The sequence below is a fragment of the Cryobacterium sp. M15 genome, from assembly GCF_002929675.1.
Taxonomy (GTDB): Bacteria; Actinomycetota; Actinomycetes; order Actinomycetales; family Microbacteriaceae; genus Cryobacterium; species Cryobacterium lyxosi.
This window is the reverse complement of the sequence record NZ_PJJW01000027.1, coordinates 24,657-46,520: the sequence shown is the minus strand read 5'-3', so window position 1 is coordinate 46,520 and position 21,864 is coordinate 24,657. Positions and strand designations below refer to the sequence as shown.

The window sequence follows — 21,864 nt, the reverse complement described above, 5'->3', positions numbered from 1 at the left end:
ATGGCGATAGCGACTCTGCTGTGCGTTTCGGCTGTCCACGATGGCCGTGGACGTACTCCGCAAACGGATAGATTGAATAGTCTGCGGAGATTATCCTAGACGATTCACCGTGCAAATTTCGTCCCCAAAATCATACCCATTTCATATTTCGGGGGAATTCCCCTTTGCGGCAAGGCAGGATAGGTACATGACACGTTCAGCTCCCATCGAAGACATCAACGAAGATAATCTCGTTGTCACCGCCCCCAAGACCCACGCGGCGGGTGTCGGAGCCGTAGTGGTGGCGCTCGATCGAGGTATCGCCCAGGCTGGTGTCATGCGCACCGCGCGGTCACTGCTGCGCCTGAATCAGCGCGACGGCACCGACTGCCCCGGATGCGCGTGGCCGGAATCTCAGGGACATCGCAAGACCGCGGAGTTCTGCGAAAACGGCGCGAAGGCCGTCGCTGAAGAGAGCACGCTGCGCACGGTGACGCCCGAGTTCTGGGCAGAGCATTCCATCGCCGAGCTGGCTACGAAAACGGAGTATTGGCTCGGAAACCAGGGCCGCATTACGCACCCCGTCGTCATTCGCCCGGGCGACACGCACTACTCGCAGATCTCCTGGGATGATGCATTCGAGCTCATCGGTGAGCAGATTCGCGCCACCGTGCCCGACCGCACCGTCTTCTACACGTCCGGCCGCACCGCCAACGAGTCGGCGTTCATGTACCAATTGTTCGCACGGTCCATCGGCACCAATAACCTGCCGGACTGCTCCAATATGTGCCACGAGTCGTCGGGCTCAGCGCTGAACCCCACGATCGGTATCGGCAAGGGTACGGTCTCGCTCGAAGACATCCACCGGGCTGAACTCATTTTGGTGGTCGGCCAGAACCCGGGCACCAACCACCCGCGCATGCTGTCGGCTTTGGCCGAATGCAAGGACAACGGCGGCAAGATTGTGGCCGTCAACCCGCTGCCCGAAGCCGGACTGTTCAACTTCATGGACCCGCAGACCCCGAAGGGCGTCGTCGGCAAGGGCACCAACCTGGCTGATGAGTTTCTGCAGATCAAGGTCGGGGGCGATCTGGCCCTGTTCCAGGCGCTCGGCCACCTGCTGCTCGAAGAAGAAGCGCGCGTGCCAGGGTCGGTCATCGATCATGAGTTCGTTGCCGCGAACACCGACGGAATCGAGGCCTATCGGGCAGCCCGATCGGTGATCGACTGGGACGAGACGAAGAAGGCCACCGGCCTGGACCGTGCCGCAATCGAGACCGTGGCGCAGCTGCTCATCGCGAGCAAAGCCACCATCATCTGCTGGGCGCTCGGACTGACCCAGCAGCCACACTCGGTGAACACCCTCAAGGAAATCATCAACCTGCTGCTCCTGCAGGGCAACTTCGGCAAGCCTGGCGCCGGCGCGTGCCCGGTGCGCGGCCACTCCAACGTGCAGGGCGACCGCACCATGGGTGTGTGGGAGAAGCCGAAGGAGCCCATGCTCGCCGCCCTCGATGCCGAGTTCGGCATCGTATCCCCGCGGGAGCATGGCCTCGACTCCGTCGACACGGTGGATGCCTTCGTGCATGACCGCGTCGACGTGTTCGTCTCCATGGGCGGCAACTTCGCCCTGGCCTGCTCCGATACCGACCTGCTGGAGAAAGCCATGCAGCGCGTCGGTCTCACCGTGCACGTCTCCACCAAGCCGAACCGCTCGCACGTCGTGCACGGTTTGACCTCGCTCATCCTGCCGACGCTCGGCCGAACGGATACCGATGACAAGCATCCGTCTGGCCGCCAGGTGCTCTCGGTGGAAGACTCGATGTCGGTCGTTCGCACCACCCAGGGACGCCTCGAGCCGGTGTCGGAGCACCTGCTCGCCGAACCGGTGATCATTGCCCGCATGGCCCACGCCACGCTCGGCGACGACCACCCGGTTGACTGGAAGGCCATGGCGGATGACTACGACGTCGTTCGTGACCACATCTCCCGCGTCGTGCCCGGCTTCGTCGATTTCAACGTTCGGCTCAAGACCAAGAACGGCTTCGTGCTGCCCAACCCCCCGCGCGATACACGCAGCTTTGCCACCGACATTGGTCTGGCCCGGTTCTCGGTGAGCCCGATCGAGTATTTGTCGGCGCCAGAGGGCCACTTGATCTTGCAGACCATCCGCAGCCACGACCAGTACAACACCACGTTCTACGGGCTTGACGACCGCTACCGCGGCATCAAGAACGGTCGTCGCGTCATCCTCATCCACGAAGACGACGTGACCGAGCTGGGCTTCGCCGACCGCGATATGGTCGACGTGATCAGCACGTTCCAGGGCGTTGAGCGCCGAGCCGACACGTTCCGCCTCGTGGTCTATCCGACACCGCGCGGCTGCGCGGCGGCGTACTTCCCGGAGGCGAACGCGCTCATGCACCGCGAGCTCGTGGCCCGTGAATCGAACACCCCCGGTTACAAGGCCATGACCGTGCGCTTCGTTCCAGCCGGCGCCGCCGCTTAGCCGCCGCCTAGCCTGGGCCAGGCGACCGGATCATCACGCCGTGCGTCGATGATCCGGTCGTCGTCACCGCCTAACCGGGGCCAGACGGCCTGCTCGTCACGCTGTGCGTCGATGATCAGGCCGTCGTCACCGCCTAGCCTGGGTCAGGCGGCCTGCTCGTCACGCTGTGCGTCGATGATCCGGTCGCCGCCGGCGTAGACGACCATGGAGTTGCCGCGGAGAAAACCGACCAGGGTCATGCCGACCTCGGCGGCGAACTCCGCGGCGAGTGACGACGGCGCCGAGACTGCCGCGAGCACCGGAATGCCCGCCATCAGGGCTTTCTGGGTGAGTTCGAAGCTCGCCCTGCTCGACACCATGAGAACCGTGCCGGTCAGCGGCAGCCTGTTCTCCTTCACTGCCCAGCCGATGACCTTGTCGACGGCGTTGTGCCGGCCGACATCTTCGCGCAGCACCAGGAGTTCGCCGGTGGCGGCATCGAACAGTCCGGCAGCGTGGATGCCCCCGGTCTTCTCGAATACGTTCTGCCCGGCGCGCAGCTTGTCAGGAAAAGTCGTGAGCGATTCGGCAGTCACGTGCACCGCGTCATCCGCTATCTCGAAGACTGATTTGGTGCGCACGGCATCGATACTCTCCTTGCCGCACAGGCCACAGGAGCTGTTGGTGATGAGGGAGCGCTCCAGGCTGGGTGCCGGTGGCGCGACGCCGGCACCCAGGGTGACGTCGAGCACGTTATAGGTGTTGACTCCGTCGATCGCCCCGGCGCAGTAGCGGGCCGAATTGAAATCGTCACCCCGTGTGATGACGCCCTCCGAGACCAGAAACCCAGCCGCAAGGTCGATATCGTTGCCCGGGGTACGCATCGTGACGGCGAGGCGGCGGCCGTTCACTCGAATTTCCAGGGGTTCTTCAACCGCCAACAGGTCTTCGCCAGCCAGAGGCTGGGCACCGACGGTGATTCGGGTAATTTTGCGTCGCGCGGTAATTCTGCTCATTCTTAAAGTCTCCCACGCTGGTGCTGTTACCGCACTCCAGCGCTATTGATTAACCGCCGATGTAGGACATTTCGATTTTCTTGGCACCGGATGCCCGTAACTCACTGGTCTTTGCGCTGCGCAGCTGCGAATAGCGGTCAGTGCGCTCCCGCCAGAGGTGTGCCATGACGGTGGACAGTTCGGCGTCGGAGCAGCCGCCGCGCATGAGTGCCCGCAGATCGTGGCCCTCGGTGGCAAACAAACAGGTGAACAGTTTGCCGTCGGTGGAGACGCGGGCGCGGGAGCAGGACTGGCAGAACGACTGGGTCACGCTCGAGATGACGCCGATCTCGCCGCCGCCGTCCTGGTAGCGCCAACGCCTTGAGGTTTCACCGCTATAGTTCGGGGCGATCTCTTCGAGCGGCAGCTCGGCATGGATGCGCGCGATGACGTCCTTCGACGGCACGACCGCGCCCATCTCCCAGCCGTTGCTGGTGCCGACATCCATGAATTCAATAAACCGTAAAATGTAGGGGGTGTCCTTGAAGTGGCGGGCCATGGCCACGATGTCCTGATCGTTCTTGCCGCGCTGCACCACCATGTTGACCTTGATCGGGCCGAGCCCGACCGCCTCGGCCACGTCGATGCCGTGCAGTACCTTCGCAACGGGAAATTTCACGTCGTTCATGGTGCGAAAAGTCGTGTCGTCGAGCGAGTCGAGCGACACGGTGACTCGTTTCAGTCCGGCGTCCTTGAGCGCCTGCGCCTTGACAGCGAGCGCCGACCCGTTCGTGGTGAGCGCGATGTCAATCTCACGGCCGTCGGGAGTGCGCAGCTCGGCTAGCTGGGAGATGAGATCTTCGAGCCCCTTACGCAGCAGCGGCTCTCCGCCGGTCAGTCGGATCTTCTCAACGCCGTGGGCGACGGCTATACGCGCGAGCCGGGTCAGCTCCTCGAAGCTGAGGAGTTCGTCGTGCTCCATGAACGCGAAGTCGCGACCAAAAATCTCTTTGGGCATGCAGTACACACAGCGAAAGTTACAGCGGTCGGTCACGCTCAGGCGCAGGTCATGCAACGGCCGGTTCATCCGGTCGGTCACGGTCCCTGTGGGCGTTTCGAGGTTCAACGGAATGTCCGCGCGTTCTCGATAGAAGCGCGGAGCTGATTGTGCAAAGTCGGCGCCGGTCATAGTTCCAGCCTAACCCCGCGCCCCGCACGGGGATGCCCAGAACACCAGTTCTGAGCGGATGCTGATCAATTCCGAAACAGGGATGGCCCGCCCGGGAGAATCCCCGGGCGGGCCATCCGCTTACCTGCTGCTAACCCTTGACGTAGCCATTGGGGTTCAGCACGTACTTCGTCGCCGCGCCGGCGTCGAATTCGGCATAGCCACGCGGGGCATCTTCGAGGCTGATCGCCTGGGCGTTGACGGCCTTGGCGATGTGTACCTTGTCGTACAGGATCGCCATCATCAGCTGGCGGTTGTACTTCATCACCGGGCACTGGCCGGTGGTGAACGACAGCGATTTGGCCCAGCCGAGTCCCAAACGAATCGACAGCGAGCCCACCTGGGCTGCCTTCTCCTTGGCCCCCGGGTCACCCGTGACGTAGAGGCCCGGGATGCCGAGGGCACCACCGGCCGCTGTAACCGTCATGAGTGAGTTGAGCACGGTGGCCGGAGCCTCGTGGTCAGCGTCCTTACCGTGGCCACGCGCTTCAAAGCCCACCGCGTCGACGCCGGCGTCAACCTCTGGCACACCGAGGATCTGTTCGATCTGCTCCCCCGGCTCGCCTTTGCTGAGATCGATGGTCTCGCAGCCGAAGCTGCGGGCCTGCGCGAGTCGCTCCGCGTTCATGTCACCGACGATGACGACGGCCGCGCCCAGCAGCTGCGCCGAGACGGCGGCCGCGAGGCCCACCGGGCCGGCACCGGCCACGTAGACGGTCGATCCGATACCGGCACCGGCAGTGTAGGCGCCGTGGAATCCGGTCGGGAAGATGTCGGACAGCATGGTGAGGTCCATGATCTTCTCGAGCGCCTGGTCCCGATCGGGAAACTTCAGCAGGTTCCAGTCGGCGTAGGGAACCAGCACGTACTCGGCCTGGCCTCCCACCCAACCGCCCATGTCGACGTAGCCGTATGCACTACCCGGACGGTCCGGGTTGACGTTGAGGCAGATGCCGGTCTTGCGTTCCTTGCAGTTGCGACAGCGACCACAGCTGATGTTGAACGGTACCGACACGATGTCGCCGACCTTGATGAATTCGACGTCGGGACCAGTTTCGACCACTTCACCGGTGATTTCGTGACCCAGCACCAGGTTCGCCGGTGCGGTCGTGCGGCCACGCACCATGTGCTGATCGGAGCCGCAAATATTGGTGGTTACTGTTCTGAGAATGACGCCGTGCGGCACCTTCCGGCCGATGTTGGCCGGGTTGACCCCCGGTCCATCTTTGAGTTCGAACGTGGGGTAGTCGATGTCAATGACCTCGACGACTCCAGCACTTTTGTAGGCAACTGCTCTGTTCCCCGTCATGAATTACCTTCCTCGTTTTTCTTCGCGGAGCAGGCCAGACGACCTTCTCCACACTGGGTGAGCGCTGCCATTTCTGACAGCAGCCCCTTTACTTCACCACGAATCTCAGAAATTACAATCAGCAAACTCCCAGTTCGTGGCCCCCGTTCTGGCTACAGGAACGGCCAGAACGGGGAACGACTCAGGGCTTCCAGACCTGCACGACGGATGGCCGCGGCCCGGCCCACGCGCCAGCCGGAGCGGTCGCCCCCAGCGCAACATAGTCCGGGAATCGGCTGGCCTGGGCGGCCCAGCTGCCGTCCTCCCCCGGATGCTGCACGGCGACATAGACCATCGACTGCTCCGAGCGGATAACCGGTCCGCAGGTCTCCGCCTGCCGCGGCACCGCGAGGAACTGTTGCACCCGCCCGCGCTCGGGTCCGACGAGCGGAACCTTGAACAGTCCGTCGCAGAATCCGATCGTGCTCGGTGCGCCGTCGGTGGAGATCCACAGGTTGCCTTCGGTGTCGAAGGCCACGTTGTCTGGGCAGGATATCGGCGACACCTTGTCGCTCGGGAAACCGGCGAAGTAGGTGCTCGTGTTTGTCTTCGGGTCGCCGCAGACCAGCAGCAGGTTCCAGTCGAAGGTCACCGAGGTGGCATCGGATCCGGTTTCAGTGATCTCCACGATGTGACCGTCGCGGTTGATCGCCCGCGGGTTGGCCTCGGTGGCACCCTCCTTGCCGAGCCGGCCGCGATCGCTGTTGTTGGTGCAGGCGACATAGATCTTGCCGGTCACCGGGCTCGGCTCGACGTCTTCGCAGCGGTCCATTTTGGTGGCGCCGACGGCATCCGCGACCAGGCGGGTGTTCACGAGCGCATCATCCGTGGTGAAGCCAGCAACCTGGCAGACGCCGTCGATGACGAGCGCCACCCACTGGCCGGTGCCGTCGAATTGGCCGTCGGCGGGCAGCTGGCCGGTGCCGGTGATCTCGGCGGCTGGCGAGTTGCCCGTGAACCGGGCCACGTACAGGGATCCCCTGGTGAGCAGGGACTTGTTGTGGGTGCGCGCCTTCGGGCTCTTCTTCTTGTCGAAGCGGTCGTGGGAGACGAACTTGTAGAGGTAGTCGAAGCGTTCGTCGTCGCCCATGTAGGCGGCAACATGGCCGGTCTTTCCAACGATCACGTTGGCGCCCTCGTGCTTGAACCGGCCGAGCGCAGTGTGCTTGACCGGGGGCTCGTTCGGTGCTTCCGGGTCGATCTCCACGATCCAGCCGAATCGGTTGGGCTCGTTCTCGTTTCCGGCGACGGTGGCATCGAAGCGGTCGTCGATCTGCTCCCAGAGCCGACCGGTGGGGCGGTTGGCCAGGCCGTAGCGGGCATCAGCTGTGCTGGTGCCGTTGGCGCGGAAGTATCCGTTGAAATTCTCCTCGCCGGAGAGCACCGTGCCCCAGGGGGTAGTGCCACCGGCGCAGTTGCCGAGGGTGCCGAGCACGGTGCGGCCGGTGGGGTCGCCCTTCGTCTTCAGCAGATCACTGCCGGCGGCCGGACCGGTGACGGTGAACGGCGTACTCGCGGTGATGCGCCGGTTGAGGCGGTCACCCACCCGGTAGGTCCAGGGCTGCCCGGCGCGCTTTCGTTCGAGGGCGACCACGGACATGCCGTGGGCCATCATGGCAATGCGACGCTGCTCATCTGCCTCGGCCGGCGTCGTGGCGGGGGCGAACATGATGTTCTCGTTGGTGTATTCGTGGTTGGTGACGAGGATGCCGTCCCGCCCTTTGCGCCCCGGACCCTCGAGGATGTCGAGGTAGTCGTTGTTGTAGCCGAACTGGCGCGCCTGCGAGGCGGCCGTCTGGTGTTCTGGGTCGAACCGATCAGTGGCGGCGAACAGTGGGTCTCCCCAGCGGATGATGGGGTTCCAGGAATAGCCGGCGGGCACCGAGAAGGCGTCGACTGCGGCCGGAACGGGCGCGATCGGCGTGAATGCGAGGCCACGGCTGACCGGACCGCCGGATGCCGCCAGCGCGGGTACCGACTGGCCCGACCCGAGTACGATCGCCGCAGCACCGACGCCCACACCCACGAGCAGGGAACGGCGGCTCAGTGCAGCGCCGACGATGTCACGAAAGTAGTCGTTCTTACTCTCGTTGGGTACCGGGTGAAAACAGGCGTCAGCGCACTTGAGGTGGCAGGTGACTGCGCTGCGCTTGCCGAGCGTGTGCCCCTCCATGGGCAGCAGCGGCAGCAACGGCCGATCACGATCGGTCGTGTGCTGACGGGGGCCGGTGGATTCACGATTCAACATGCGAGCGCTCCTCATGGTTAGGGTGAGCCCCGAGCTAGGGGTGAGTCTACCCTCCCGCCGCGCGGTGTCTCAAGGGTTAACCGAACATGAACGCTCGGTGTCGCCGGGCACACAGGCCCATGGTCACACAGGACTACAGTCACACAGGTCTACAGTCACACAGGCCTACAGAACGATGAGGCCGATCACCCAAACGGCGGCGAAACCGGCGACACCCTGAATTGCCGTGGCCGGGGTGAGCGTGCGGTACGCGGTCGCTACTGGAATGCGGCTGAGCTGCGACACGACCCAGAAGAAGCTGTCGTTGGCGTGCGATACCACCATGGCGCCGGCGCCGATCGCGAGCACTGAAAGCACCTTGCCCAAGTCAGAATCAAGGCCGAGCGCCGGCAGCAGGGGCAACAGCAACACCGAGGTGGTCACCATCGCTACCGTAGATGAGCCCTGGGCAGTCTTGAGCGCGGCCGAGATCAGGAACGGCACAGCGAGCCCGAGACCGAGGGTCGACAGGGAGCTGCCGAGGAATTCGGTGAGGTCGGAGGCGGCGAGAACGGCTCCGAAGGCAGCACCGGAGGCCGTGATCAGCAGGATGGGTGCCGAGATGCGAATGCCCTCTGTGACGCGTTCGCCGAACATGTCGAGCTTGTCCTTGCCCCGCAGTAGAAACAGAGAGGCGAGCAAGCCGACGGCCAGGGCGATGACGGGGTGCCGAGAAAGACGACGGCTATGTACAGGCCGGACTCGCCGAACGGTAGACCGGGAAGCTTGGCGATCGAGGCGATGCAGATCAGCAGGATCGGCGCGAGAATCGGCAAAAAGGCCATGAACGCGTTGGGCAGTTTGCCGTAGGAGGCGCGAATCTTGTCGTAGTCCTGCTCATCTTCTTCGCCGACCACTTCCGGCATGAGGTCGATGTTCTTCTTCAGGAACCGGTTCGCCCAGAGCAGCCCGGCCACCGCAGAAACCGCAGCGGCGATCAGGCCGAATCCGATGATCAGTCCGAGCTGGTCGATGACGTTGAGATTGCCGGCGGCGGCGAGCGGTCCGGGGGTCGGCGGCACGAACACGTGGGTAGCGTACAGGCCGGTCATCAGCGCGATCGTCATCGCCACCAGCGACACTTTGGCGCGGGCGGCGAGCGATTTCTTGAGCGAATTTAGAATGACGAAACCGGAGTCACAGAACACCGGGATCGACACGATGAAGCCGATGACGCTCATGGTGAGGGTCGGGAACCGGGTGCCCAGCACCCGAATGAGGGCTTCGGCCATGGCGATGGCGGCGCCGGTGCGCTCGAGGATCACCCCGATGATGGTGCCGAACAGAATGATCAGACCGATGTTGCCCAGAGTGGCGCCGAAGGCCGTCGTGATGGTCGGGGCGATCGTGTCGACTGGTAACCCGAATGCGAAACCACCGACTAAGGCGGCGGCGAGCAAGGCGAGAAAGGGATTGATCTTCAGCTTCGCGGTGGCGAAGACGATGGCGGCGACGAGAGTCACCAGGATGGCAATGCTCAGCATTGAGACGATCTTTCTATTTCTGGGTGGAGCGGTAACTAGTGGGACTGAAGAAAGAGGGCGACGGCCTGCGCCGTCGTGTCGCGCACACGTTCGGCCGCGTGGTGCTGCAGGTCGTCGAGGGTCGCCGGTCCCCCGGCGATCGAGAAGGCGGCGGTGACCCCGGATGCTGCGGTGTCGGCCGCAGGCAATGACACCCGTCCCGCGATGACGACGACCGGGCATCCTGCCGGGGCCAGACGAGCGACAGCCACGGCTACCTTGCCGCCGAGGGATTGGGAGTCGAAGCTGCCTTCACCGGTGAGCACGAGGTCGGCGTTGGCGATTTTGTCGGCGAGGCCGACGGCATCCGCTACCAGGGTGGAGCCGGGAACCAGCTCGGCGCGAAGCAACGGCACCAGAGTGGCCGGCATACCGCCGGCCGCTCCCGCACCGGGCCGGTCGGTCATGTCCTCGCCGGTTTCGCCCAGAACGATGGCGGCGAGGTGGGCCAGACCGGCGTCGAGCTCGGCAATGTCACTCGGCGCGGCACCCTTTTGCGGGCCGAACACCGCGGCGGCGCCGGTCGGGCCGCAGAGCGGATTGTTCACGTCGACGGCGACACGCCAGCGCACGGCTCGGGCGTGCGGGTGTAGTCCGGCGAGGTCGATCGACTCGATCTGCGCCAGTCCGGCCCCGCCGGGAGCGACGATTTCGCCGGCCGCATCGAGGAAGCGTGCGCCGAGCGCGGCGAGCAAGCCGGTTCCACCGTCGGTGCTGGCCGAGCCGCCGATGCAGAGCAGAATCTCCTCGACATTTTGATCGAGCAATTCCCAGGCGAGCAGACCGACGCCGAAGGTGTCAGCGCGCTGGGGCTGGGGTGCGGTATCCGCTACCAGCGGCAAACCATTGGACTCGGCTGCCTCGATCAGGCCGACCCGGCCATTAGCTGACCGGGCATAGCGGGCCAGTCGGCTGCGGCCAAGCGCATCGACGGTGGGCATGGTGCAGGGTTCGACGCCCCAGACAGCGGCGATGGCATCGAGGGTCCCCTCACCGCCGTCCGCCATCGGACAGAGCGTGATCTGGGCCTGCGGTTGACCGAGGGCGATGGCGGCGTCGCGGGCACCGTCGGCCATGGCGGCGGCGGCGGCGGAGGCGCTGAGGCTTCCCTTGAACGAATCCGGCGCGATGACTATTGTGAGCGGCTTCAATGCCGGGCGACCGTTCATTAGTTCAGGCTAGGTCACAATCGCGCACATATTCAGGTGGAGTGAACCCATATTTTTCGCTAAGTTTCGAGACGATTACTGTGCACCGTCCACATAGAGGGCGTCGTCGGCCGCCAGTGCGACCCGCATCGAGACGGCGGAACTGAAATGCCGCATGTTGAGGGTCGTGAGCACTTCGATGCGGTCGAGTCGCTGCACGACGGTATTGCGGTGCACGCCGAGCGCTCGCGCAGCGCCGGCGATCGACAGTTCGTTGCCGAGAAATACCCGGGCGGTTTCGCGCAGGGTGGCACTGAGCGGGGCGAGTACCGACGCGGCGAGGTCGTCGATCATGGCGTCGGACAGGCCGGCGATCGCAAGTTCGAGCCCCAGTGAGTCGAGTCGAATCTCGGGGCTGGCCCGCGTGGTGAATGGGACGAGCAGTCCGGGCCTGGCCATCAACGTGCCGAGGCGCTCCGCGTCACCGGTGAGTTGCGGCATCGTCGCGCCGACCCGCCCGGTCAGAAACCACAGGGGCTGCGCGCGGGACTGTTGCAGGCGTTGCCGGAGCAGGGACAGGCCGATCGCCGTCGACGATCCGCTCAGCACCCAGACGGCGCCGTTGATATCGGCGGCCACCACCCCGGAGAGCTCGCGCAGCTGGCGCAGCAGCGACACCGACGAGTTCGCGCCGGGCGCTGTGTTGAAGACCCCGGTCAGGTTCCACGGCGGCTGCAGGGGCACGTCGATGCCCCGCAATCCCGATACCAGGCGGCTTTCGGTGAGTTTGCCCAGCGACAAAGTCGAGAGGATGTCCCGGGTCGCCGATTCTCGCCACGATGCGTTGTCGCGCAGTCGTTCCTGGGTGAGCAACATGTGAACGGTCAGCACGAGCACCTGCGCGACCGGCAGAACCTCTGCGGGGGTTCCGGTGACCCCCACGACCGCGACGACGTAGCCGTCGAGGATCAGCGGAATGTTCACGCCCGGCCGGGTACCTTGGTGTTCGTCACCGGGGGCGATGTGTACCGCTTCGCCGCGGAACGCCGCCTCCCGGGCTCCATCGTGCCGAGTACCGATGCGGGCGGCGTCCATCGAGCCAATAATCATGCCGGTCGCATCCATGATGTTCACGTTGTGCACCAGGCTCGGCGCAAGTTGTTCGACCAGACGCTGGGCGAGCTCCCTGGTGATCTGCNCAGACGCTGGGCGAGCTCCCTGGTGATCTGCGCTGTGCCGGGTGAGCTGCCGGTCGGTGCAGTGCCGGTCGGTGCAGTGCCGGTCGGTGCAGTGCCGGTCGGTGAGCTGCCGTTCGGTGCAGTGCCGGTCGGTGTTACTTCGATCATCTGGCCATCGTAGATCGCGAGCGTCAGCTGGGCCGCAGGCAATCGCCCATGGCGCATGTCGGTGGGGTGACATACACTTTTATCTAGAAGAGATATTCGATAGTGATTGGTTTCAACGAGATTTTGTTCGAACTCATTGTGGGTTTTTTTAACCGTCGCTCATCAGGTTTTTACCATTATCACCCGTCACGAGCCTAGGGAGCCTACCTTGCCCCAAATTATTGATGCACCGGTCGACGTTGAGTTGTCCCCCGACGGCGACCCGCGCGCATTCATCTGGAATCGGTTCGAACACACCGTCATCGGACAACCGCAGGCGGTGTTCAAACGTACCCGGTGGTGGGAAGACGCGGGAACCCCTACCCGCATCGACACCGAGCTGTGGCGGCTCGACGCCAGTCGCGGCGGCGAAGAGCAGCACCGCTACGACCTGCGCCGTGGCATTGATGGGTCCTGGACTCTGGCATTGGACTGGGGATGAGCAACGCACCGGCGACGAGCTTCGCGCACCTACACGTCGCGAGCGCCTACTCGACCCACTACGGGGTTACGCTTCCCGAAGCCCTGGCCGAGCAGGCGGCCGCGCAGGGCGCGAATTTTCTGGCCGTCACCGACCGTGACGGACTCTACGGCGCCGTCAAACACGTGCGAGCCTGCGTAGCCGTGGGTATCCGCCCCGGGCTCGGCGCCGAACTCGCCGTACACGACGAGGAGTATCGCCCGCTCGGTCGAGTGGTCGTGCTCGCCCACGGCCACACCAACGGTCGCGGGTACGCCGCGCTCTGCCGGGCGGTCAGCTCCGCCCACGACGGTGGTTCCGGTCAACGCTCCGCGCTCACGCCCGGCAGCACCGGACCGAGCATTTCGCGCGATCGCCTGGCCGACCTGGCCGGCCTCGCCTCGCTCACCGTGCTGCTCGGCCCCGACTCCGACGTCGGTCTCGCCATCGCCCGCCGCGACAATGCGGATGCCGCGGCGCGGCTCACCCACTGGCAGCGGGCCCTGCCCGCCCAGGCCGTCGTACTCGAAATCGTCTGTCACCTGGCCGAAAGCGGCACCATCGGCAGCGTGACGCCGGCCACGCGCATGCTCGCCCTCGCCGAGAACGCCGGGCTCCCCGCCGTGCTCAGCAATGCCGTGCGATACGGCACGCCCGGCGAGGCAGTCACCGCCGATCTCGCCGATGCCGCACGCTTTCTGCTGCCGCTTGCCGAACTCGAAACTCCCCAAACCAACGGCCAGGCCTGGCTCAAACCGGCCAAAGCGATGCACCAGGTGGCCCGCATGGTCGTCGATGCCGGCCTGCACGATGACGGGGCGCTCGAACGACTACTGCGTGACACCGAGCAGCTCGCCGACCGGTGCAGCCTCGACCCGGTTCTCGATATCGGGCTGGGGCGCCCGCGCATGCCGGAGGCGCGCATCATCGGCGTCACCGGCGACCCGGTCACCGAACTCTGGCGGCGCGCCACAAGCGGCATCGCCGACCTGTACTCGGCGAGCGGCTCCCGCGCGGTCGAAGCGGCCCACGCCCAGCTCGCCCACGAGATGAAAACGGTCGAACACTTAGGCTTTGCCAGCTACTTTCTGACCGTGTCACGGGTGGCCGACATTATTCGCGGGATGGGCATCCGCATTCAGGCGCGCGGCTCGGGGGTCGGCTCGGTGCTCAACTACGCGCTGCGCACCTCCTCGGTCGAACCCATCGGCAACGGGCTGCTCTGGGAGCGTTTTCTCTCCCCCGAACGCCAGACGCTGCCCGATATCGACATCGACGTCGAGTCGGCCAGGCGCCACGACATCTACCGTGAAGTGTTTCGTGCCTTCGGCAGCGACCGGGTCTCGCTCATGTCGATGACCAACGCCTACCGCGGCCGTGGCGCCGTGCGCGACGCCGGTCTCGCCCTCGGCCTGCCCGATGCCCAGATCAACGTGATCGCCAAGCAGATGTGGCGATTCAACGCCCGCGACTTTCGCCGCGCCCTCGAAGAGAAGCCCGAACTCGAAGCCCTCGCCGCCGAGGTACGTGAGTCGCAACAGCTCGACCTGCTCGTCGACCTCACCGCCAAACTCGACCGGCTCCCCCGACACATCTCGGTGCACCCCTGCGGCGTGATCCTCTCCGACGCGAGCCTGCTCGACCGCACCCCGGTGCAGGCGAGCGGCATGGGCCTGCCGATGTCGCAGTACGACAAACACGACATGGACCCGATGGGGCTGATCAAACTCGACATTCTCGGCGTGCGCATGCAGTCAGCGATGGCGCATGCCGTTGAAGAGCATCACCGACTCACCGGCGAGAGTATCGACCTTGACCGGGTGCCACTCGACGACCCGAAAACCTTCGAGCTCATTCGGTCCACGCGCACGCTCGGTATTTTTCAGATCGAATCGCCCGGTCAGATGGAGCTGGTCGGCAAGCTGCAACCGGAGGTGTTCAACGACCTCACTGTGGAGATCTCGCTGTTTCGGCCCGGCCCGATGAAAAACAACATGCCGCTGAAATATCTGCAGGCCCGACACGGCGAGGTCGCCCCCGACTACATTCACCCCCGGTTCGAGCCGATTTTGCGCGAAACCAACGGCGTTGTCATCTTTCACGAACAGGTGATGCGGCTATTCGACGAACTCACCGGCTGCGGCCTGGGCAAAGCGGATGTCTTTCGCCGCCACCTGGGTAAACCCGAGCAACTCCCCGAGATCGAAGAGTACGTGCGCGAACGGGCGCTTGCGCGCGGGTTCAGCGTTGCCGTCATCGACCAGGTCTGGACGGTGTTGGCCGGGTTTGGCAGCTTCGGCTTCGCCAAAGCGCACGGCGCAGCCTTCGCCTTGCCCACCTACCAGTCTGCCTGGCTGAAAACCCATCACCCGGCCGCTTTCCTGGCCGGGCTACTCACCCACGATCCCGGCATGTGGCCCAAAGACCTCATTGTCGCCGAGGCCCGGGTGCTCGGGGTACCGGTACTCCCCCTCGACGTGCAGTCGAGTGCGCTGGACTACCGGGTGGAGGATCTCGCCGACGGAAGCCAGGGCATCCGTCTGGCGCTGCCCGAACTGGTCGGTAGCACGGAGACGGAGCGGGAGCGCATTGCGCAGCACCAGCCGTTTAGCTCACTGCAGGACTTTCGTGACCGGGTGCACCCGAGGCGGCGCACCTTCGAAGCACTCGCCCGAGTGGGCGCCCTCGACACGTTCATCGGCTACGACCGGGCCCGGCGGCACGAACTGCTCGCGCATATTCAATCGCTGCGCGGCACCGCCGTGGTCATTCGCGCCGACCAGCTAGCGTTCGAGGTGGAGCTGCCGGTGCCGCAGTACTCGGGTGATCGCGCCGGCGCCATCACCTCACTCGAACTGCGCGGCCGCACCCAGACCGATCTAGAGCTGCAGGACCTGAACCTGGCCGTCGGATCACACCAGATGAAACGCTTTCACGCCCTGTTCAGGGAGTTGGGGGTGACCCCGGCGAGCGAGCTCGGTAACCTGCCCGGCGGCACCGAGGTGCTGCTTGCCGGAGTTCGGCGGGCCACGAACACGCCTCCGATGCGCGGCGGCCGCCGCGTGGTGTTCATCAGCCTCGACGATGGCACCGGCCCGGTCTCCAACGTCGTGTTCTTTCACGACGCGCAGGAGCGGGTCGGCGGGCACGTGTTCCAGACCAATTACATGCTGGTGCGCGGTCGCACCCGGCGCTCCGGTGCGCGCGGCGTCTCGGTGACCGGGGAGAATCTGTGGGACCTGTTCGATGTGGCCCGCCAGGTGAAGGAGCGGCACGCCGTTGAACGGTTGGCTGCCGAGGAAGCGGCCAGCGCAGCGGCCTACGCGGCCGAACTCGCCGCGCAGCCGGCGGCTCAGCTGTCATCGCGCCCCGGCGGCACCCTGCACCATCTCAATGCGGCGCAGAGCGCGTGAGGCGGCGCTAACGGCCCACCCCCTACTGGGCGGTGCTAACGGGCACACCACTCCGAAGCGGCGCTACTGGTCAGGCGTGATGGGAGCGGCATCCGGCGGCGCAGGCGCTGCCGGCGGAGCTACCGGCGGAGCTGCTGGTGGAGCGACCGGCGGCGCTGCCGGTGGAGCTGCCGGCGGCGCCACCGGTGGCGCCACCGGTGGCGCCACGACCACGGGCGGTGGAATGTACTTGGGGGCGAGTTCATCGAAGGCATCTCCGCCGTACTTGGCGTTGACGACCGACATCACGACCGGCCACATTCGGTGCCGGGCCGTCGCGATCTGGTCACGTCCAAAGAACTGCCGCCGCTGGCTGAGCGCTCCGGTCAGACTCACCACGGCGACCACCGTGGCCACCTTGGTACTGGCGCCACTCATCCAGGTGTCTTTGGCACCGTCCGTCGTTCCGGTCTTGCCGATCATCGGCACCGCAGGCAGGGCGTTGGCGTTGGACTGCCGCCCGGTACCGCTCGTCATCACCCGATGCATCGCGTAGGCCATGCCGGCCGCGACCGTCGCATCGACCGACTGCGTGCAGACCGACGGGGGCACCGTAATCTCCACCCCACCCGGACCGACGATGCGATCAATGGCAATCGGCAAGCAGGTCACTCCCTTGTTCGCGATGCCGGCAAAGGCAACAGCCATGGTCAGCGGGGCGATCTCGTTCGTGCCGATAACGGATGCCGCGGACTGCGAGAGCGGGTTGCCATCGGCCCGGTGCACGCCGAATGCCTCAGCCGTCTGGCGAATGCCGCACAGGTCGAGCCGCTTGGCCATTCCGATGAAACCGGTATTGATCGAACCGACAGTGGCCTGCAGCGCGCTGTAATTGGCGCCGGATTCGTTTGCATCGTTGCGCGGGTTGAAGCCCTCCTTGTTGTAGTTCTGGGGTCCGAGGCAACTGTCCTGAAAATTACCCCAGTTCGCTTTGCGCCTCGAGTCGACGCGCTCGTTGAGGGAATGGCCCTCCTTGAGCCACTCGGCCAGGGTGAAAACCTTGTAGGTCGATCCGGGTTGAAACCCGCTCGAGCCACCCTCGGCGAAGTCGGTGGCGTAATTGATGCCGGTGTAGTTGGCTCCGGTCGCCTGCACCGTGGGGTCCTGGCTGTAGTCCTTGTTCTGGGTCATGGCGAGGACTCGACCAGTGCCGACCTGCACACTCGTGATCACCGCGCCGACATCGCCGCCAGCGTAGACCTTGGGAACCTGCTGGTTCATGGTGGTGACAGCCGCGTTCTGCACGTCGAGATCAAGGGTTGTATACACGTCGTAGCCGCCCCGGCGAAAGTTGAGCATACGAGTGGCAGCGTCGGTGCCGAAAGTGGGATCGTTCTGCAGAATCTTGGTCACATAGTCGCAGAAGAACGCGTTGGCCGCGGCAGTCTGGCAGCCTGTGCTCGGTTCGGTGATCACGGGTTCGACCGGTAACGCTACGGCGGCGTCATAGTCGGAATTCGTGATCTTCTTGTACCGCAGCATCTCGCGCAGAATGTAGTCGCGGCGTTGTTTGTTGGCCGCGTAACCGTTTGCGGCCCCATTGGTCTCGCTCGCGGGTTTGTCAAGCTGAAACTTCACCGGGTTGTTGACGATCGCGACCAGGCTCGCCGCCTGCGTCAGGGTGAGGTTGGCCGCGGTGGTGTTGAAGTAGTAATTGGCTGCAGCTTCGATGCCGTAGACCGTGCCCCCGAAGCCGGTGATATTGAAGTATTGCTGCAGTATGTCGTGCTTGCTGTATTTCTTCTCGACTCCGATGGCAAGCCGCATTTCCTTGAGTTTACGATCAGGCGTGGTCTCGGTCGCCGCTCTGTAGCACGCGTCGTGCGCCCGCTTCTCGGTGAGCAGCTCACACTTCTGCACGAGCACATTCTTCACATACTGCTGCGTGATAGACGACCCACCCTGCGTGTTTCCCCCGGCCACAGTCGTGGCCGTTGCCCGCAACGTGCCCTGCAGATCCACCCCGCCATGCTCGAAGAATCGAGGGTCTTCTCCCGACACCGCGGCATCCTTCGCAAACTGGCTGATCGCATCCCAACTCACCTCGATGCGGTTTTGATCGTAGAACGACGCGAGTAGTTCGACCGTTCCGTCACTGCGGGTGGCGAAGATGTCACTCTTCTGCGACAGAGGCTCGATGTTGACGTAACCCGGCAGATTCTCGAACACCGAGATCGTGTTGGTCGCAGCTATGCCCGAGAGCGCCACGACCGGGGTCACCGACACGGCAACCAGAATGCCCGCCGCTGCGCTCATGGCGACGAACCCGAGCAGGCCGCCCAGAACGCCATGAAGAGAACGCCGCCATGATTGGGCCGCGCCAGCCGGAACCTCGGTCACCTGAACCACGTTTACCCCCCACCGAATGCACCCGATACGAAAGCCCACGCCAACACATCGGTACGTGACTAAACGTCATGTTAGTCATATGTGGGCACCCATGGGGTTGGCTGGCCGAGCTGAGAAGATATCGGCTTGATACCGTTTTTTCAGGCTCAACCCGCGCCGCCATGCTCGGGCAGGTGCTGACCGCCAAAGCCCGCAACGTCCACCCCCACGATCCCGGCTGCTGTTGCCGAGGCGCGCCGCACGACCACCTTCCGCCAGCCTTGCCGATTGACAGGTAGAAACCGCGCCTGCGGTACCGCGCGAGCACTCGCAGGATTATGCCGCCTCTGGCCCATCATTGTGATGTTTGGCTACCCCTGCGGCCAGCCGGGCGTATTCGCTACGGCAGCAGGTGGTCGCCTTCTTTTCTGGGGAGCCGGGCCGCAGCGGCGTCCGTCGCCGCCGATGAAGACACTGACGACGGAACAACCGCCGGGACCGCTGCTGCCGGTGCGGCGGCGGTCGATGTCGAGGCTGGCGTCGTGTCATAACCGGCAGCGCCGGTCGCAGTCGAACGCGTCGACGCGACAGTGGGTGAAACGGATGCACCGGCGTGGGCCGGCGCGGCGTTCCGCAGGGCGGCTCCGGCTGTTCCGCCGAGCAACCCGCCGAGAAGGTCCTTGATGCCGATTCCCATGGTGGAGCCGAGCACGGCGTCAACCTCGCTGAAGCCCGACGCGACGTTCTTGGAGAGTTGGCTGGCGCCATCCGTTGAAATGACGGTGAGCTGGTCAATGTTGCCCATCGGGGCGGCGAGCTCGTGCGCAATCTGCGGAAGCATCTCCACCAGGCGCAGCTGAATGAGCGCCTCCGACTGCTGCGCGACGGCCTCGGCGGACAGGCGGGTGGCCGTGGCCTCGGCGGTACCACGGGCGAGAATGGCATCGGCCTCGGCCTGACCCTCGGCGCGGGTGGCATCCGCGTTGGCGACACGACTGTCGCGATCAGCGGTGGCCTTGGCGACGGATGCCTCGGCGGCAGCAATGGCGGTCACCCGGATGCGGTAGGCGTCGGCGTCGGCGATCGCATTGACTTCGGATTCCAGCTCGGCCTTGCGCAGGCTGGCGCGGCGCTGGGCGGTGAGTTCCTGCTCCTGCACGATGGCCTGCTGCGCCTTCGCCTCGGCGAGGGGCCGTGACGCGGCGGCCTCAGCGGAGGCTTTGTCGGTGTCGAGCTGCAACGCAGCTTTACGCAGGGCGAGCGTGTTCTGCGCTTCGGCAATAGCCTGCTCGGCGGTGATCAAAGCTTCCTGTGACTCGCGGTTCGCCACGTGCTCGGCCACCTCCGCCTGACGACGAACCTTGGCCTGCTCGGCACGGCCGATGTCGCGGATGTAGTCGTTCTCGTCGGTGATGCCCTTGATCTCGAATGAGTCAACGTCGAGGCCCTGATTGGCGAGCGACTCCCGGGCGGTGGCGAGCACCGAGGTGCCGAGCTCGTCTCGCTTTTGAATGACGGTCATCACGTCGGTCGCGCCGATCGACGAGCGCAACGAGCCGCTCAGTACTTCCTGTGCGAAGCCGTCGATGTTCTTGTCCTGGCCGAGAAACCGCTGGGCTGCGGCACGAATCGACTGCGGTGCGTCCCCGACCTTGACGATGGCCACGGCGTCGACGGAGAGCGTGATGCCGTTGCGGTCCTGAGCGACTGCAGTGATCTCGATCGCCCGGCTGCGCAGGCTGATCTTGAACGCCTTCTGGAAGAAGGGAGTGATGAAGACGCCCTGTCCGTGCACGACGCGCTGGCCGGACTCCTCGAGCGTGGCACCATCGACGATGGTTTTGCGACTCTTCTTGCCGGTGATGATGAGGGCCTCATCGGGCCCCGCGTTTTTATAGATCGTCTTGGCGTAAATCAGGCCGATGAGCAGAATCGCAACGATTGTGAAAATGATCCCGGGGATCGGGCTGAACAGAAAATCGAGCATGGAGTCCTTCCGAAGCGCGTGGCGCCTACGTCGTTTCGGCGATCCGGTCTGTCTCCCGTGTCGCCGAGCTGTGAGTCCAGTCTCGCAGGCCCCTGCGCCGGATGCGGAGGGTGTCGGGACAGCACCTGCTCGGGCGCTGCCACCTCGAGCACCTGAGCCCTCCGCTCACAGGGGGTTCACACTCGGGCTCCATTTATGATCAACCGGTGATTGAAACAGCCCTCCCCCGCCCTTTTCGCCCTCAGTCCCGCTGGGTACGCAGCGTCGGGCTCATGATCTTCTTCAGCCGCTGGCTGCAGGCACCCCTCTATATCGGACTCATCATCGCGCAGATCATCTACGTGATCGTGTTCATGGTGGAGCTCATCAACCTCGGCGGCGACGTCTGGACCTCATTGACCGTGCCCGGCGACGACGGTGGCATCCACGTCGAAGAAGCAGCGATCATGCTCTCCGTGCTCGGCCTGATCGACGTCGTGATGATCGCGAACCTGCTGATCATGGTCATCATCGGCGGCTATGAGACGTTCGTCTCGCGTATCCGTTTAGATGGCCACCCCGACCAGCCGGAGTGGCTCAGCCACGTCAACGCGAACGTGCTCAAGGTCAAACTCGCCATGGCCATCGTGGGAATCTCGTCAATTCACCTGCTCAAAACTTTCATCGAGGTCGGCGATCTGGCCGCGCGCGGCACCCCGATCGATTCCAGCCCGAGCGAGACCATCACCGGCAACGTCTACACCTGGGACGGCGTGCTCTGGCAGGTCATCATCCACATGGTGTTCATCCTCTCGGCGATCGCGCTGGCTTGGATCGACCGCATGTCCCAGGCCGGGCACGCAGTCCCACCCACACCATCACCCGCGGTCGCGCATGGGCCGGCCATCGCCCCGGAGCCGGTCACGGCCCTGAATGCCGCGCCCATCCGTCGCGAACTCGCGCCAGCGGCATCCACCGGTATCGCCCTGCACTTGACCCAACTGGGGCAACTGCGTGACGCCGGCGTCGTCACGGACGCCGAGTTCGTCGCGAAAAAGACGGAGCTGCTCGCCCGCTACTAAGACGCGGGCCCTTTGCATGAGTTCTTTCAGGGCGCGTACCTACTCGGCGTTCTCCTCGCGGCAACGAATCACGCCTTCGGCACTCGGTTGCTCGTCGAGTGCGACGCGGTTCTCCGAGAAGGGTCTTGCCTCAACGGTATCGGAGCCGCCGGGCCGCGACACGGGACGTGAGCCCCGTCTTTCCAGCGGATGCTG

General features: G+C 64.7%; 12 protein-coding genes and 1 pseudogene. 4 read left to right on the top strand and 9 right to left on the bottom strand.

The genetic code is table 11. The features are described from left to right. Positions 1–187 precede the first annotated feature (187 nt). Positions 188–2,488, top strand: a complete 2,301-nt coding sequence (locus CXY83_RS02225) for an FdhF/YdeP family oxidoreductase (RefSeq protein ID WP_104195789.1) — start codon at positions 188–190, stop codon at positions 2,486–2,488. A 143-nt stretch (positions 2,489–2,631) separates the two neighbouring features. Here CXY83_RS02225 and fdhD read toward each other — a convergent pair whose 3' ends face one another. From fdhD to CXY83_RS02190, 7 genes and pseudogenes are all read right to left on the bottom strand, one after another. Then, positions 2,632–3,483 (bottom strand): formate dehydrogenase accessory sulfurtransferase FdhD, encoded by an 852-nt coding sequence (fdhD, locus tag CXY83_RS02220; RefSeq protein WP_104195788.1) that lies wholly within the window; start codon positions 3,481–3,483, stop codon positions 2,632–2,634. Positions 3,484–3,532: 49 nt separating this feature from the next. Next, positions 3,533–4,549, bottom strand: a complete 1,017-nt coding sequence (moaA, locus tag CXY83_RS02215; RefSeq protein WP_233200530.1) for a GTP 3',8-cyclase MoaA — start codon at positions 4,547–4,549, stop codon at positions 3,533–3,535. Between the two features lie 232 nt (positions 4,550–4,781). Then, positions 4,782–5,999, bottom strand: a complete 1,218-nt coding sequence (gene fdhA / locus CXY83_RS02210; RefSeq protein ID WP_104195786.1) for a formaldehyde dehydrogenase, glutathione-independent — start codon at positions 5,997–5,999, stop codon at positions 4,782–4,784. Positions 6,000–6,180: 181 nt separating this feature from the next. After that, positions 6,181–8,211, bottom strand: a complete 2,031-nt coding sequence (locus tag CXY83_RS02205; protein ID WP_369831116.1) for a PhoX family phosphatase — start codon at positions 8,209–8,211, stop codon at positions 6,181–6,183. Between the two features lie 240 nt (positions 8,212–8,451). After that, positions 8,452–9,809, bottom strand: a pseudogene (locus CXY83_RS02200) (GntP family permease). A 35-nt stretch (positions 9,810–9,844) separates the two neighbouring features. Continuing rightward, a complete protein-coding gene (locus CXY83_RS02195) occupies positions 9,845–11,017 on the bottom strand; it encodes a glycerate kinase (protein WP_104195784.1) in 1,173 nt (390 codons plus the stop codon). Between the two features lie 75 nt (positions 11,018–11,092). Then, positions 11,093–12,130 carry a sugar diacid recognition domain-containing protein gene (locus tag CXY83_RS02190; protein WP_233200527.1) on the bottom strand — a complete coding sequence of 346 codons (1,038 nt, stop codon included), beginning with the start codon at positions 12,128–12,130 and terminating at the stop codon, positions 11,093–11,095. A gap of 420 nt (positions 12,131–12,550) precedes the next feature. Between CXY83_RS02190 and CXY83_RS02185 the strand changes: the two genes are divergently transcribed. Further along, positions 12,551–12,823 (top strand): hypothetical protein, encoded by a 273-nt coding sequence (locus CXY83_RS02185; RefSeq protein WP_104195782.1) that lies wholly within the window; start codon positions 12,551–12,553, stop codon positions 12,821–12,823. Then, entirely contained in the window at positions 12,820–16,254 is a 3,435-nt protein-coding gene (gene dnaE, locus CXY83_RS02180) for a DNA polymerase III subunit alpha (protein WP_104195781.1), read from the top strand. The genes CXY83_RS02185 and dnaE overlap by 4 nt, the downstream gene beginning before the upstream one ends. A 63-nt stretch (positions 16,255–16,317) precedes the next feature. Here dnaE and CXY83_RS02175 read toward each other — a convergent pair whose 3' ends face one another. Next, positions 16,318–18,642 carry a transglycosylase domain-containing protein gene (locus CXY83_RS02175; protein WP_104195780.1) on the bottom strand — a complete coding sequence of 775 codons (2,325 nt, stop codon included), beginning with the start codon at positions 18,640–18,642 and terminating at the stop codon, positions 16,318–16,320. A gap of 379 nt (positions 18,643–19,021) precedes the next feature. Further along, positions 19,022–20,608 (bottom strand): flotillin family protein, encoded by a 1,587-nt coding sequence (locus CXY83_RS02170; protein ID WP_104195779.1) that lies wholly within the window; start codon positions 20,606–20,608, stop codon positions 19,022–19,024. Between the two features lie 206 nt (positions 20,609–20,814). On the opposite strand from CXY83_RS02170, the gene CXY83_RS02165 reads away from it, so the two are divergent. Further along, positions 20,815–21,669 (top strand): TIGR00645 family protein, encoded by an 855-nt coding sequence (locus CXY83_RS02165; protein ID WP_233200526.1) that lies wholly within the window; start codon positions 20,815–20,817, stop codon positions 21,667–21,669. The last annotated feature ends 195 nt before the right edge of the window (positions 21,670–21,864 follow it).

Excerpts from the sequence above, each read along its gene's own strand:
- CXY83_RS02225 (WP_104195789.1), top strand. The coding sequence starts at position 188 with ATGACACGTTCAGCTCCCATCGAAGACATCAACGAAGATAATCTCGTT.
- fdhD (WP_104195788.1), bottom strand. The coding sequence starts at position 3,483 with ATGAGCAGAATTACCGCGCGACGCAAAATTACCCGAATCACCGTCGGT.
- moaA (WP_233200530.1), bottom strand. The coding sequence starts at position 4,549 with ATGAACCGGCCGTTGCATGACCTGCGCCTGAGCGTGACCGACCGCTGT.
- fdhA (WP_104195786.1), bottom strand. The coding sequence starts at position 5,999 with ATGACGGGGAACAGAGCAGTTGCCTACAAAAGTGCTGGAGTCGTCGAG.
- CXY83_RS02205 (WP_369831116.1), bottom strand. The coding sequence starts at position 8,211 with ATGGAGGGGCACACGCTCGGCAAGCGCAGCGCAGTCACCTGCCACCTC.
- CXY83_RS02195 (WP_104195784.1), bottom strand. The coding sequence starts at position 11,017 with ATGAACGGTCGCCCGGCATTGAAGCCGCTCACAATAGTCATCGCGCCG.
- dnaE (WP_104195781.1), top strand. The coding sequence starts at position 12,820 with ATGAGCAACGCACCGGCGACGAGCTTCGCGCACCTACACGTCGCGAGC.
- CXY83_RS02170 (WP_104195779.1), bottom strand. The coding sequence starts at position 20,608 with ATGCTCGATTTTCTGTTCAGCCCGATCCCCGGGATCATTTTCACAATC.